General features: G+C 38.9%; 11 protein-coding genes, 1 other RNA gene and 1 pseudogene. 8 read left to right on the top strand and 5 right to left on the bottom strand.

Translation table 11 applies throughout. The features are described 5' to 3' along the window. Positions 1-4: 4 nt before the first annotated feature. The 4 genes from cysD (at position 5) to EHQ70_RS17935 (ending at position 4,193) form a co-directional block, all read left to right on the top strand. Positions 5-913 (top strand): sulfate adenylyltransferase subunit CysD, encoded by a 909-nt coding sequence (cysD, locus tag EHQ70_RS17950; RefSeq protein WP_135588756.1) that lies wholly within the window; start codon positions 5-7, stop codon positions 911-913. After that, positions 913-2,145, top strand: a complete 1,233-nt coding sequence (locus EHQ70_RS17945) for a sulfate adenylyltransferase subunit 1 (RefSeq protein ID WP_135588754.1) — start codon at positions 913-915, stop codon at positions 2,143-2,145. The genes cysD and EHQ70_RS17945 overlap by 1 nt, the downstream gene beginning before the upstream one ends. A 68-nt stretch (positions 2,146-2,213) precedes the next feature. Then, the gene (locus EHQ70_RS17940; RefSeq protein WP_135588752.1) at positions 2,214-3,284 is read left to right on the top strand and encodes a TauD/TfdA family dioxygenase; all 1,071 of its coding nucleotides are present in this window, start codon (positions 2,214-2,216) and stop codon (positions 3,282-3,284) included. Further along, complete coding sequence (locus tag EHQ70_RS17935; protein ID WP_135588750.1) at positions 3,285-4,193, top strand: bile acid:sodium symporter family protein; 909 nt, start codon at positions 3,285-3,287, stop codon at positions 4,191-4,193. On the opposite strand, the gene EHQ70_RS17930 is transcribed toward EHQ70_RS17935, so the two are convergent. Both EHQ70_RS17930 and EHQ70_RS17925 read right to left on the bottom strand, forming a co-directional pair. Beyond that, entirely contained in the window at positions 4,190-5,857 is a 1,668-nt protein-coding gene (locus tag EHQ70_RS17930) for an NADPH-dependent assimilatory sulfite reductase hemoprotein subunit (protein ID WP_135588748.1), read from the bottom strand. The two genes, EHQ70_RS17935 and EHQ70_RS17930, sit on opposite strands and share 4 nt — an antisense overlap. Before the next feature lie 7 nt (positions 5,858-5,864). Further along, entirely contained in the window at positions 5,865-7,631 is a 1,767-nt protein-coding gene (locus EHQ70_RS17925) for a diflavin oxidoreductase (RefSeq protein ID WP_135588746.1), read from the bottom strand. 165 nt (positions 7,632-7,796) lie between these two features. On the opposite strand from EHQ70_RS17925, the gene cobA reads away from it, so the two are divergent. Continuing rightward, positions 7,797-8,576 (top strand): uroporphyrinogen-III C-methyltransferase, encoded by a 780-nt coding sequence (gene cobA, locus EHQ70_RS17920; protein WP_135588744.1) that lies wholly within the window; start codon positions 7,797-7,799, stop codon positions 8,574-8,576. After that, entirely contained in the window at positions 8,577-9,170 is a 594-nt protein-coding gene (locus EHQ70_RS17915) for a precorrin-2 dehydrogenase/sirohydrochlorin ferrochelatase family protein (RefSeq protein ID WP_135588742.1), read from the top strand. On the opposite strand, the gene EHQ70_RS17910 is transcribed toward EHQ70_RS17915, so the two are convergent. After that, positions 9,167-9,772, bottom strand: a complete 606-nt coding sequence (locus tag EHQ70_RS17910) for an LBF_1134 family protein (RefSeq protein WP_208729589.1) — start codon at positions 9,770-9,772, stop codon at positions 9,167-9,169. The genes EHQ70_RS17915 and EHQ70_RS17910 overlap by 4 nt on opposite strands. A 43-nt stretch (positions 9,773-9,815) precedes the next feature. Here EHQ70_RS17910 and EHQ70_RS18795 point away from each other — a divergent pair. After that, positions 9,816-10,205 (top strand): annotated as a pseudogene (locus EHQ70_RS18795) (nuclease-related domain-containing protein); the annotation flags it as partial. Positions 10,206-11,356: 1,151 nt separating this feature from the next. On the opposite strand, the gene rnpB reads toward EHQ70_RS18795, so the two are convergent. Then, positions 11,357-11,705: RNase P RNA component class A (gene rnpB / locus EHQ70_RS17900), an RNA gene on the bottom strand. A 104-nt stretch (positions 11,706-11,809) separates the two neighbouring features. Here rnpB and EHQ70_RS17895 point away from each other — a divergent pair. Then, the gene (locus EHQ70_RS17895; RefSeq protein ID WP_135588739.1) at positions 11,810-12,256 is read left to right on the top strand and encodes an LEPBI_I1174 family sigma 54-regulated protein; all 447 of its coding nucleotides are present in this window, start codon (positions 11,810-11,812) and stop codon (positions 12,254-12,256) included. Between the two features lie 428 nt (positions 12,257-12,684). Here EHQ70_RS17895 and msrB read toward each other — a convergent pair whose 3' ends face one another. After that, positions 12,685-13,065: a peptide-methionine (R)-S-oxide reductase MsrB gene (gene msrB / locus EHQ70_RS17890; protein WP_135588737.1), complete on the bottom strand. Its 381-nt coding sequence runs from the start codon at positions 13,063-13,065 to the stop codon at positions 12,685-12,687. Positions 13,066-13,085 lie beyond the last annotated feature (20 nt).

The following is a 13,085-nucleotide window of genomic DNA, read 5'->3' as shown; positions in this document are numbered from 1 at the left end:
CAACATGACCGATTTACATAGACTTTCCCATCTAGACCAACTAGAGTCGGAAGCCATCTATATTTTAAGAGAAGTGGCGGCACAATTTGAAAGACCTGCCCTTCTATTTTCAGGAGGAAAAGACTCGATTTGTCTCGTACATCTTGCACTAAAAGCTTTTCGACCTGGAAAATTTCCATTTCCACTCGTTCATATTGATACTGGGCATAACTTTGATGAGGCGCTAAAATTCAGAGATGATTTAGCAGAGCGAACAGGTGAAAAACTTGTAGTTCGTTATGTGCAAGACTCTATCGACCAAGGAAAGGCTGTCGAAGAAAAAGGAAAGTTCCCAAGTCGTAACGGTATCCAAGCAGTAACCCTTCTGGATACAATTGCAGAGTTTAAGTTTGATGCTTGTATTGGCGGGGCTCGTCGGGATGAAGAAAAAGCTCGCGCTAAAGAAAGAATTTTTTCCGTAAGAGATGAATTTGGATCTTGGGATCCGAAACTCCAACGCCCAGAACTTTGGAATATCTATAATGGAAAAATCCATGTGGGTGAAAATGTTCGAGTGTTCCCGATCAGCAACTGGACAGAACTAGATGTTTGGGAATACATTCGTAAAGAAAATATCGAACTCCCATCTTTGTATTTTTCTCACCAAAGAGAAATTGTTTGGCGAGAAGACCTAGTATTTCCGGTATCAAAATTCATTAGTTTAGACAATACCGACAAGGTAGAAACAAGAACTGTTCGTTTCCGAACTGTAGGTGATATGACTTGTACAGCGGCCGTAGAATCAGAAGCCAATACAATCGATGATATCATTCGAGAAATTCAAGTTTCAAGAACTACAGAAAGAGGATCTCGTTTGGATGACAAACGTTCCGAAGCTGCAATGGAAGACAGAAAAAAAGGCGGATACTTTTAATGGATATTTTACGTTTTATTACTGCAGGTAGTGTAGATGATGGGAAATCAACCCTCATCGGACGATTGTTATACGATAGCAAATCCATTTTCCAAGACCAATTAGAAGCCATTGAAAAAGCAGGACAGGTAAATGGTCAAATCAACCTAGCACTACTCACCGATGGATTAAAAGCGGAAAGAGAACAAGGGATCACTATCGACATTGCTTATAAATATTTTTCGACTCCAAAAAGAAAGTTTATCATTGCCGATGCACCGGGCCATGTCCAATACACAAGAAACATGGTGACTGGAGCATCTAACTCTGACCTAGCGATCATTTTAATTGATGCCAGAAAAGGAGTCATCGAACAAACTTACCGTCACTCTTATATTGTATCCCTACTCAGAATTCCCTATGTTGTGGTTTGTATCAACAAAATGGATTTGGTAGATTTTTCCGAAGAAGTATTTTTAAATATCAAAAAACAATATTTAGAATTTGCAAAAGACCTAGATTTAAAATCCATTCACTTCCTTCCGATTTCCGCACTGAATGGAGACAATGTGGTAGATTTATCTTCGTCTATGCCTTGGTGGAAAGAAAAGTCACTTCTTGGATTTTTGGAAGACATCGAACTCCGTACAGAAGAAGAATCCCCTGCTCCTAGATTTCCTGTTCAAAATGTGATTCGCCCCCAAACCACTGAATACCATGATTACAGAGGTTATGCGGGACAAATCAGAAGTGGACATTTCACCGTTGGTGATTCCATTACCGTTTTACCCAGTGGATTAAAATCAAAAATCAAAGCCATTGATACCTATGCCGGTTCGATCAACACGGCTTATGCACCTATGTCTGTTGCCATTCGTTTGGAAGATGAAATTGATGTAAGCCGAGGTGATATGTTAGTGGTCAGTGGCCAGGAACCAACCACCTCACAAGATTTGGAAGCTCATATCTGTTGGATGGACCAAAAGGTTATGACCCCCGGTTCCAAGTATTTACTCCGCCAAACGACCAATGCAGTAAAGGCTTCCATTCGTTCTTTGGAATACCGAGTGGAAACCAGCACCCATGAAAAGAAGGAACAGACAAGCCTGGCCTTAAATGAAATAGGAAAAGTAACGATCCGAACAGCGAAACCGGTGGCATATGACCCTTATTCCCAAATTCGAGGGACAGGTAGCTTTGTTTTGGTAGATGAAGGGACCAACCAGACCGTGGCAGCAGGAATGTTATTGTAGAACTTTAGTTCAATATAACAGATTTTTTCTTGATTTAAAACATGCTATTTCGCTAAGCTGGCAGTAGCATGAGTAAGGCCACTACGACAAAAACCAAATGGATCCGTAAATCCTTTATCGGGGAGACCAAACTTCCCATCGTTTACGAACCCGCCGAAGAAAGGGATCTGGAAGATCTGACCCATTGGATCCAAAAGAACCAGAAAGAATGGCGAGAGGATTTGAAAACCTATGGTGCCGTCCTCTTTCGCGGCTTCCCTGTTCATCAAGCTACCGACTTTCAGTCCATCCTATTTGCTACGGAAGAAAAAAAGTTGGGTGAGTTTTATTTAGGAACTTCTCCCAGGGATCAAGTCGTCAAACATGTGTTTACTGCAAGTGAATTGCCACCTCACTACCCCATCATGCAACATGCCGAGATGAGTTTTCTCGACAACCCTCCCAAACTTTTATTTTTTTATGCGGAAAAAGCTTCCGAAACGGGAGGAGAAACTCCACTTACCGATCTTAGAGAAATTTACAAAGATGTAGATCCTAAAATCAAAGATAAAATCCAAAAACATGGAATTCGTTATAGACGGCGTTATGATGGTCCATCTACCACAGCACGTTTTTCATTATGGAAAACAAAACGTTGGGATGAAATGTTTGGAACCACAAACCTTGAGGAAGTCAAAAAGATTTCTGATAAAAACAGATTTAAATTAGATTGGTCGGGAACGGATTCTTTAACCATAACCAATGAACAATCTGGATTTCGAGTACATCCAGAAGCCAAAACAACGGCATGGCATAACCATTCACAAACGTTTCATTACCAAGCAGCTGTGAGTGAAGTATGGAAAATTTTCAAAAGACAAAAAACATTTCGTTCTCTTGGTGTTGCACTTCTACTCACACTCCTCACTATAATCAAAAGGATATCCGGACAAGAGTCACACGACGTACATGTTACTTATGGAAATGGAGAAGAAATTTCTACTGGAGAAATGCAATCCATAACAAATGTTTTCTGGAAACATCTGGTAGCCATTCCTTGGCAAACAGGAGACGTTCTCATCATTGATAACTTATCCGTTTCCCATGGTAGACTACCCTTTACCGGTCCCCGTCGTATTCTAGTAGGTTGGTCAGATTAAATGGATATCAATGCAGTTCGCCTCAATTTTAACAAAGACTCAGTGTATCTAATCAATGCACTGGTTGGTTTTATTATGTTTGGAATTGCTCTGGAATTAAAACTCCAAGACTTCAAACATCTTTTACGATACCCAAAACCAGCGTTTGTTGGTCTTTTCAGTCAATATATATTGTTACCAGTAGCCACCCTACTGATCATTTGGGTGATTAACCCACACCCTGGCCTTGCTCTGGGAATGGTGCTTGTGGCAGCATGTCCTGGTGGGAATATGTCCAACTTTTTCACACATTTGGCAAAAGGAAATTTAGCACTCTCTGTGAGTCTAACAACCTTCTCTTCAGCATTCTCTTTTATTCTAACTCCGATTGGATTTTTCTTTTGGGGAAATTTACTCCCGGTCACGAGAGAATATCTTAAGTCCATCTCAGTGAGTCCCTATGAGATTTTGGTTTCCATCACGGTACTCCTTGTTGTCCCACTGATACTCGGAATTCTTTTTCAAAAACTATTCCCAAAACTCACACATACGGTAAAAAAAGCCGTACAAAGGATTTCCATTTTATTACTCGGCTTTTTTATTGTAGGAGCACTTGCAACCAATTTCAAATTCTTTAAAGAATACATCCACCTTCTCTTTGGACTTGTATTCGTGATGAACCTTGCAGGACTGTCTCTTGGATATTACTTTGCCAAACTATTCCGATTACCACTTGGTGATAGAAAGACGGTAGCCATAGAAACGGGCATTCAAAACTCAAGCCTCGGTCTTGCCATTGTTTTTGGTTTCTTTGATGGCCTGGGTGGAATGGCTATGATTTGTGCATGGTGGGGAATTTGGCACCTGATTGCCGGTGCCGCCATTGCTACTTATTGGAACAGAACTGCTCCGAAAGAATTGGAATCTTAATTTAAGATTCCAATTCGATTGATATAATCCCCAAACGATTCTTTGGAATTTCTCTCTTTCGAGAATCTTCCAAAGAGTCCATCTAGTTCAGATAAAATAGCTGTCTCATCCAAATCTTCTTTATACTTACGATTGAGTCGGTAACCTTCCGCATCAGCACCTAAGTGTAAATTGTATTTTCCATAAGACGTTCCCACAAGTCCAATCTCTGAAATGTATGGTCTTGCACATCCATTCGGACATCCGGTCATTCGGATCGATACTGGTTCATCAGCTAGTCCATGTTTTCCAAGGATAGGCTCAATTTTATCAATTAGACTAGGAAGGTATCTCTGACCTTCTGCCAATGCCAATGAACAAGTGCTAAGCGCCACACAAGCGATGGAATTTTTGCGGATCTCGGAAACTTCGTTAGTTTTTCTTTGGATCCCAAACTTCACAAGGATGGATTCAATGAGATCTTTATCTTTTGGAAAAATATCTGATAAAATTAGGTTTTGGTTACAAGTGAATCGAAATGTGGCACGTCTTGTTTTGGAAACTTCCAAAAGGGCTGTTTTTAAGTTATAACCATGTTCATCACAAACACGACCATTTTCCACAAATACAGTATAATGCCAGTTACCTGCGACATCTTGTCTCCAACCAAAATCATCAGATCTTTGTGTGAACTGATAATCTTTTGCTGGTTCAAAACTAATCCCAACTCGTTTTTCTACTTCTCTTTTGTAGAATTCAACACCAAGGCGATCCAAAGTGTATTTCAAACGAGATAGTTTTCTATCTTCACGGTTTCCAAAATCTCTTTGGACGGTAACAATTTCATAAACAACTTTTAAAATATCTTTTTTAGGAATAAAACCAAATACAGTTCCAACACGTGGGTACGTATCAGGATTTCCATGAGTGGTTCCTAGTCCCCCACCCACTGCCACATTGAAACCAAGGAGTTGTCCATTTTCAATAATAGCAATAAGCCCAATGTCATTTGTAAAAAGATCCACATCGTTGTAAGGGGGAATCGCAATCGCAATTTTAAACTTACGAGGAAGATATACATCTTTATATAATGGATCTTCTGGTTCTTCCTTTTCTGCTAAAAGATTTTCATCCAGCCAAATCTCATAATAAGCTCTTGTTTTCGGCAATAAAGATCTACTAATTTCACCAGCATATCCAAACACTTCTTTGTGTAAGGGACTTGTCGCCGGATTGGATGTACAAGTTACGTTACGATTCACATCACCACAAGCAGCAATAGAATCCAAAAACACAGAATCAAATGCTTTGATTGTTGGTTTGATTTTTGATTTTAAAATACCATGAAGTTGAACCGTTTGACGAGTGGTGATTTTGATGGTTCCTGTAGAATTTTCACCAGCCACATTGTGTAATGCTTCCCAATGAACAGGCCCAATCATCCCACCAGGAATTCTCAAACGAATCATAAAAGAATACAAACGATCTAATTTTTTAGCCGCCCGTTCTTCTCTTCGATCCCTATCATCTTGTTGGTACATTCCATGGAACTTAAGTAGTAGTTGGTCATCAGAACGAAGTGATCCAGTGTGTTCATCTTTCAAACTGTCAACAAGAGATCCTCTGAGTCCTCGACTGAGGCGTTTAACTTTTTCTGCTAATGTTTCTTTTTTTTGTTCTGCCATGATTACCTCAGTAAACGTCCTTAATGTAGCGACCGGCTTCTTCTAATTCCTTTAGATAATCAGAAGCTTCTTTTCCTGTATCAAATGTTCTTTCTGATAAAATTTCAATGAGTTTGCGGTCGACGTCTTTACTCATTGGATCTTTTGACCCACAAAGATAAATCACTGCTCCACTTTCGATCCACTTCAAAAGTTCTGCTGCATTTTCACCCATACGATCCTGAACATAAACTTTTTGTTTTGTATCACGAGAGAAAGCAGCATTTAACCTGTGTAATACGCCAGTATCCATTAGTTCCAAAAGTTCTGTTTGGTAATAAAAATCGGAGACAAAATTTCTTTCTCCAAAAAATAACCAGTTTTTGCCGTTTCCGCTATTTTGTTCTCTTTCAAATAAAAAACTTCGAAAAGGTGCAATTCCAGTACCAGGCCCAATCATAATGATATCCGTATCAGGACTTGGCAATCGAAAGGAATTGTTTCTTTGAATGAAAAAAGGAACCACATCTCCTTCTTTCATTTCTGCTAAAAATCCGGAACAAAAACCTGTTTTTAAACCAGTAAAAGTTTCTATTTCCACTTCTGCGACAGTGAGGTGAACTTCATCCTCTCCATGTGCCGATGGACTAGAAGCGATTGAATAATACCTAGGAACAATTGGTTCTAAAATATCTACTAGAGTTTGTAATTCTAATTGTTTTTCTGAAGGATTGAGTGTTAATAAAACATCCAAGTCCAATTTACCCGAAGGTAGTTCTTTTCCAATAAGTCCTGCATATTTTTGAATCACACGGTCTGGTAAAAAACGAACCGATACTTTTTTACGAAACAAATCGTATGCCATCCATGTTTCCCCTTTATAGGTAACACGAGTTTCACGATCTGTTTTTAATAATGATAAAATTCGATTTACTTCCTCCTCACGGTTGTAGGCAAGAAAACCTGCACTATCACCAGGAAGATAATCGATTGGGACTGTGGTTTTGATTTCGATATGTCTTGTTGATTTACTAGCACCAACATCATTCAAAACGATATTGGTCACAACAGATCCTTCATAAACAACCTTTCCACCAGTAGCCGGTTTTGTTTGAGTACTTTGTGTTGGTTTGGCAGCTTGCGTAGTAGCTGTTTTAGAATGTGCATTGAGTTTAGAGATAAGTTCACTCATCCAAGGTTTAGCAACAAGTTCAAAGTCTACGTCACATTTGCCTAATGGTTGAATCCTCTCCGCACCTAACTTAGACAACATGGAATCTACATCTTCACCTGTTTGGCAAAATAAAGGGTAACTCGTATCACCTAACCCTAGAACTGCGAACTTAACTTTTGATAATGAATCTTTTGAATCAGCCAAAATTTGGATGAATGGTTTGGCAGCCTGAGGTGGTTCCCCGTCGCCATGGGTGGACACCACTACAAATAAATACTCTTCTTCTTTAAGATCTTTGGCTTTGTAAGTATCTGTACTTTTTAATTTTGCAGATACTCCCAACTCTTTTAGTTTTTTAACAAGTTCTGTTCCAAGTTTCTTTGAGTTCCCGGTTTCTGTTCCGTAAACCACACTGCATTGGATAGGTTGGGTTTTTAAATTTCCATGTAAAGGGTCTGTTCCCGAATCTATACTCACGGGAGGAGTGAGGGAAACATCAACACTTCCTCCAATGCTTGCCTGCGTGAGAGCAGACAAATATCCGGACATCCACACCCATTCGTCTTTGGTGGATTCCTTCAGTAACTGTAAAAATCGATTGCGTTTCTCATCGGATAGCATAAAAACCTATTTTTGATTTGGATTCCAGTAAAACATCCAAAAAGTCTGATAAATTGAATCTTTCCTCAGAGATATACCCCAAGTAAACCAAAAAAATGGAGATTTTGTAGAAATAATTAGCCAATCACTTGACTATTTCTAACAATATCGCAAGGTATAACAGATATGTCCTCCAATAAGACAGAACATGGATTTGTCAGTTTTGTGAGTGGTGGCCCGGGCCCCATTGACCTTTTGACCCTACGCGGACGGAGTCGCATCGAATCCGCTGACGTCATTCTCTACGACGCACTCCTCGATCCCGGTTTTTTAGACTTATTTCCTGAGAATGCACAGATCCTTTATGTAGGAAAAAGGGCGAATGAACATGCCCGCACCCAATCCGAAATCAATTCCCTTCTTGTGGAATTTGCCTCCCAGGGAAAACATGTAGTTCGTTTGAAGGGAGGTGATGCTTCTATATTTGGCAGACTTGCAGAAGAGATCCAAAGTTTAGAAGGAGCAGGAATTCCATTCGAGGTCATTCCGGGAGTGAGTTCCGTAACAGCTGGTGTCGCTGAATTAAGTCTCTCACTAACCGTTCGCGGAATTTCCAGACAAATCATCATCCTTGATGGTCATACCATTTTAGAAGATGAACGCAGTTGGATCGGAATGGAGAATTTCCTCGGAACCATTGCCATTCTCATGGGAAGTAAAAAAACAAAGGAACTTGCAGAGACTCTCATCCGAAAAGGACTAAAAAAAGAAACTCCCATTGTTCTTGCTGAAAATGTAGGAAGAGGAAACCCGATTTATACTACATCGACTCTCGCCAACACCGCGTTAAACGAGATTACAAAACAATCCACAGGTCCCGGAATTCTTTATGTAGGAGAAGTGATTCGTCCCCTACTTGATCGTACGAAAAAAACACTTGGCCATAGTTCACAAAATTCAATCTAAATGCATTTTAAAAAATACCCCATCTTCCTCAATTTAGAAAACAAAAATATTCTAATCGTCGGTGGTGGGAATGCCTGTTTAGAGAAATTAAATGGTCTCGAATTTACTGGTGCCAAAATCAATATAATTTCTATCAGTTTTAGCGATGAGGTAAAAACTTTTTTAGCAAAATATCCAAACATCCTCACAGAAGAACGCGCAATCAAAGAAGAAGATCTAAATCATCGTGATATTATTTTTTTAGGAACAAATGACTCAGGGATCAATCAGAAATTCAGAGCCCTTGCCAAAGAAAAAGGGATTTGGGTGAATTCTGTTGATGATCCCAAAAATTGTGACTTTTATTCTTCTTCATCTGTATCCATTGGTCCTGTTCAGTTTGCAATCTCTACCGATGGAAAGTTTGCAGGGGTTTCCGCCACTCTCCGCAAACTTTTTGAAGAAATTCTTCCAGAAGAAGATCATGAACTTATGGAAACACTTTTCGAAATGCGAAGAAACTTAAAAGAACTCCTCCCTAATGATAAAGAGAGAAGACTTGCCTTAAAAGAAATTGTTCAAAACTTAAATACAAAATACTTTCATAAATCCTAATTTGATTCTGGATAAATCTGTATCGTTGTGAGTGGGTGTTCATTCGACCAAACAGAATGGAGTGGAATATTCACAATAAGTTTTTCGTTACTATCGAGTCTTGCTGTCCATTCACCGGGAGTTCTCGGATCTGCAAATTTTACTTTTTTGATGGAAAAAGGAAATTGAATTTCAAACTGAATGAACTCAACCAGTGTATTGAACCTAAGTAGATCATCACGAAGTTTTGCTTCATTCAAAATGGAATCAATTTCTTCTTTGTTGATTTCCAAAGCAGACAGAAGCGGAGATGATTTACCTGTATCCACAACTAGTTGAATCTCAAGAATTTGATCTTCTGTAAATTGAATGAATCGAAATCCTGGAGGAAGGATATGAGTATAATTCTTAAATTGATAAGCCCGTTCTTTGACAGTGATTTCAAGTTCACCTGAAGGAGTAAGTCCTGTTCCAAAAAATATTCCCGAAGGTCTTTTGGTAATTTTTTTCTGATACAAAACCAAATCACCAGAAAGGTCTGGTTTGATTTTAATTTTAATATTTCCGCCAGCACAGGCGGAAAACAATAAACAGAAAAAAAAGGAAAGTGCGATCAGTTTCATATCGCCAATAGAAACATTTGTGATATGATAATAGAACTAAAAAATGATATATCCAAAACAGTTTCACGGAAAAGCGAAAGATGTATCGCTCGAATCTCATTTTTATAGCCGTTTTTCAAAGGAAATACGCCTAAATTGTAATATTTATTATTCCATAACCTTAATCACACCAGATGTTCCTATGAGAGAAATCGATTTCCTCGTTGTTTCCCCTTATGGAGTGATCACCATCGAACTCAAAAATGGAAGGTGGAGACAAAAAAAAGGAGAATGGGAATTTTATAATGTTCGTGAAAGAGACTGGAAACCAGTGGAAGGTAAATCTTACTCGAACCCGATCGAACAAGTGGTCACCCAAAGAGAATTAGTCCGAGAATTTTTTAAAAACCACAACCAACTCACTGATTTATTTCCAGAAGATTATTATGATAGTGCTATTTTTTTTCTCAAAAATGAAAGAAGGGAATTTCATTTGCCCAATGATAAACACCTTTATGTGTTTGGAGGGAAAGAAGTAAAAGATGATATAAATTTGAATTCTATTTTAGAATCGATTCTTTTCCATTCCAATCGGGATCCACTACCTGAATCTGTACTTGTGAAGGCACATGAAATCATAAAAAAGAATCTCAATTTTTTCCAAACCTTTCGATCACAAAAAGAAAAAGAAGAAGAGAACTTACTATTTTTTACTAAGGAACAATTCGAGCTTGTGGATGGAATCAACCGTTATCAGCATAACTTAGTATTTGGTAGCACAGGTTCCGGAAAATCCATCCTTGCTGGAGAGTTAGCATTACAAAATGCAAAAGCGGGGAAAAAAGTTTTATTGTGGCAAGGTGCCAAAGCACTTTACGAAATTTGGAAAGAGGAACTAAGTCAAATCCCAGAAAAATCAAACATTGAGCTCATCACAAACCTAAATGAAATAAACCACAATCATATTGATCTTCTCATCGCTGATGGAATTGAAGAGATGATAGAACAAACATCTGAAAAAGAGGTATTCCTCTATCTTTCCAAATTCTTTTGGGAAAATAAAAATTGGATCCTTTTTATTTCACGCCGATTCAAATATTCAAAATCACCTTTATTTCAGTATTGGAATTCTCTTTCTGTCCATGTCTGGGACATCACAAGAAACATTAGAAATTCCCCAGAAATAGTTCATTTTGCAAATGCACTTCTTTCCGATTTTTCCGAATCTTCTGTCCAAGGTCATTTTTCCGATGTCCAATTCATAAAAGCAGACGATGATCTAACAGATCAAATACGATGGTGTTTTGGATATGCAAAAAAAGTTTTAGAAGTAGTGAATGATGAAATTGTAGTGATTTATCGGTCAGAAGAGTTTGTCTTAAAAAATGGGTTAAAACAATTTTTGGATGAAAATGGAATGAGAAACTATTCTTATAAGGATTTTGAAGGAATGGAAGAAACCTGCGGAATTCTCATTGGATTTGAAAATTGGGATCAAGTGGAAACAAAAACAACGTTAGCCGAAACCATTTTAAAAATCAGAGGTTTAGTTTGTGTCTTTTACCCACCTAACGAAGAAGAAGTGATACAAGGTATATTAAAAAAAGGTGACTCTGGCCCGTAAGCCGGATTCTGTTTTATGCGATCATTTATCTAATGCTCTCTACCCACAACCTGGCAGGACAAACTCATAACGGTTGTTTACTTGAGATTGCACATCGGAGGGTTTACCCGCCTCTATTCTTACAAATAGAGCGGTGGGCTCTTACTCCACCATTTCACCCTTACCTACCAAGGTAGGCGGTTTACTTTCTGTTGCACTTTCCGTCCCTTAAACTCCATTTCTGAAATTTAAAAGCCCAAGTATTACTCGGTCCGATTGTCCCCTAGTGTCCGGACTTTCCTCCCCCTTCCTTCCAGAGGGAAGGAAAAAGGCGATCGCTCGGCCAGAGTCAGTTTCATTGGAAAGTCACTATCGAAATCGTCCATGAGTATTTATTCCCATTGGCACAAATTATGCATTCTAAAGGATGACAGAGTCAGCGAGGCTCAGCTTGTATGATCAAATACCAAACTGCTATATTATTCATCATTTCCTTTGGTTTGCATGCAAATCCTGTCTTGGATGAGTCCGCCGATGATATCCTAAGGAATACGAGGTTGTCTCGAATTCCTTCTGTCATTGCAGGACTGGAAGAGAGAGCCATTCATAAAATGGAATCAAACGACCTAATTTCTGCTAGAGAAGATTTAAAAAAAGCCATCCAACTCAAACATGCCATTGGAATGAAAGAATCGGAAGGAAATGCCGGCCTTCTTTTACAAATTTCAAAGCTGGAATCCAGACTTGGAAATCGCTGTGAAGCCAACCAATATTCACATTTAGCAAAGCGCATTGCACTTCGTATTGGAGTCAACCTAGGTGCCGTTGCCTTCGATCGTACAGTTGTTCCAGACAACCGAAAACCAGAAGGTTGTATGGAAGTATCCTGGCTAAAAGAATAACGGAAGTCACCTTTCCTTAAGATCCTTAAAATAAGTTGCGTTGATTTAGAGTGTAAGTTTCTTTCGAAAGCCAGTGGATGAGGTAAGTGACTTACTTTTAACAGGACTTTCCTTGGCACTCAAGAGGATGGTCTATCTTGCCTACCTTACTTTATATAGTTAGTATCGATCGAAACCCACTGCATAAGGTAAGTGACTTACTTTTTTCAACCAGGCGAGTTTTCGCGTGCCTTTCTAAAGTAAGTCAGATTCATTCGATAGCGACTTTCAAAAGTAAAGTTATTTCTTTCGAAAGCCATTTTCATATTCCAGTAAATACAAAGGAAACTTAGTTTCTATCTAAATCGAAACTACAATCCCTAATCGCAATTCCGATCATCGCTAAAGGCAGTTTCCAAAAGATCCATCCCATTGACTCAAAAACTGTCTCAGTCTTTTTGAAACTTCAACGAAGCGGAGTTCACACAGTAACGTAAACCAGTTGGTCTTGGTCCATCGGGAAAAACGTGACCAAGATGAGCCCCGCAATTTTGACAATGGATTTCTGTTCTGACCATTCCATGACTTCCATCTGATTCCGTTTCCACTGCTTCTTTCGTAACCGGCTCATAATAACTCGGCCAACCACTGCCGGAATCATACTTTGCCTGAGAAGAAAACAAAGCTTCTCCACAACAAACACAAAGATAAGTTCCCTTTTCTTTATGTTCATAATATTCACCGGTAAACGGTCGTTCGGTGCCTTTTTCTCTTGTGACTTGGTATTGTAAGGGAGTGAGTTTTTCTTTCCAGTTTTCTTCTTTCATCATAAACCATTCCTTATTAATTG

The organism is Leptospira congkakensis, assembly GCF_004770265.1.
Classification (GTDB): Bacteria; Spirochaetota; Leptospiria; order Leptospirales; family Leptospiraceae; genus Leptospira_A; species Leptospira_A congkakensis.
This window is presented reverse-complemented; position numbering and strand designations above follow the sequence as displayed.

Bases quoted from the DNA above. Each gene is read 5' to 3' on its own strand.
- cysD (WP_135588756.1), top strand. From the start codon at position 5: ATGACCGATTTACATAGACTTTCCCATCTAGACCAACTAGAGTCGGAA.
- EHQ70_RS17945 (WP_135588754.1), top strand. From the start codon at position 913: ATGGATATTTTACGTTTTATTACTGCAGGTAGTGTAGATGATGGGAAA.
- EHQ70_RS17940 (WP_135588752.1), top strand. From the start codon at position 2,214: ATGAGTAAGGCCACTACGACAAAAACCAAATGGATCCGTAAATCCTTT.
- EHQ70_RS17935 (WP_135588750.1), top strand. From the start codon at position 3,285: ATGGATATCAATGCAGTTCGCCTCAATTTTAACAAAGACTCAGTGTAT.
- EHQ70_RS17930 (WP_135588748.1), bottom strand. From the start codon at position 5,857: ATGGCAGAACAAAAAAAAGAAACATTAGCAGAAAAAGTTAAACGCCTC.
- EHQ70_RS17925 (WP_135588746.1), bottom strand. From the start codon at position 7,631: ATGCTATCCGATGAGAAACGCAATCGATTTTTACAGTTACTGAAGGAA.
- cobA (WP_135588744.1), top strand. From the start codon at position 7,797: ATGTCCTCCAATAAGACAGAACATGGATTTGTCAGTTTTGTGAGTGGT.
- EHQ70_RS17915 (WP_135588742.1), top strand. From the start codon at position 8,577: ATGCATTTTAAAAAATACCCCATCTTCCTCAATTTAGAAAACAAAAAT.
- EHQ70_RS17910 (WP_208729589.1), bottom strand. From the start codon at position 9,772: ATGAAACTGATCGCACTTTCCTTTTTTTTCTGTTTATTGTTTTCCGCC.
- EHQ70_RS17895 (WP_135588739.1), top strand. From the start codon at position 11,810: ATGATCAAATACCAAACTGCTATATTATTCATCATTTCCTTTGGTTTG.
- msrB (WP_135588737.1), bottom strand. From the start codon at position 13,065: ATGATGAAAGAAGAAAACTGGAAAGAAAAACTCACTCCCTTACAATAC.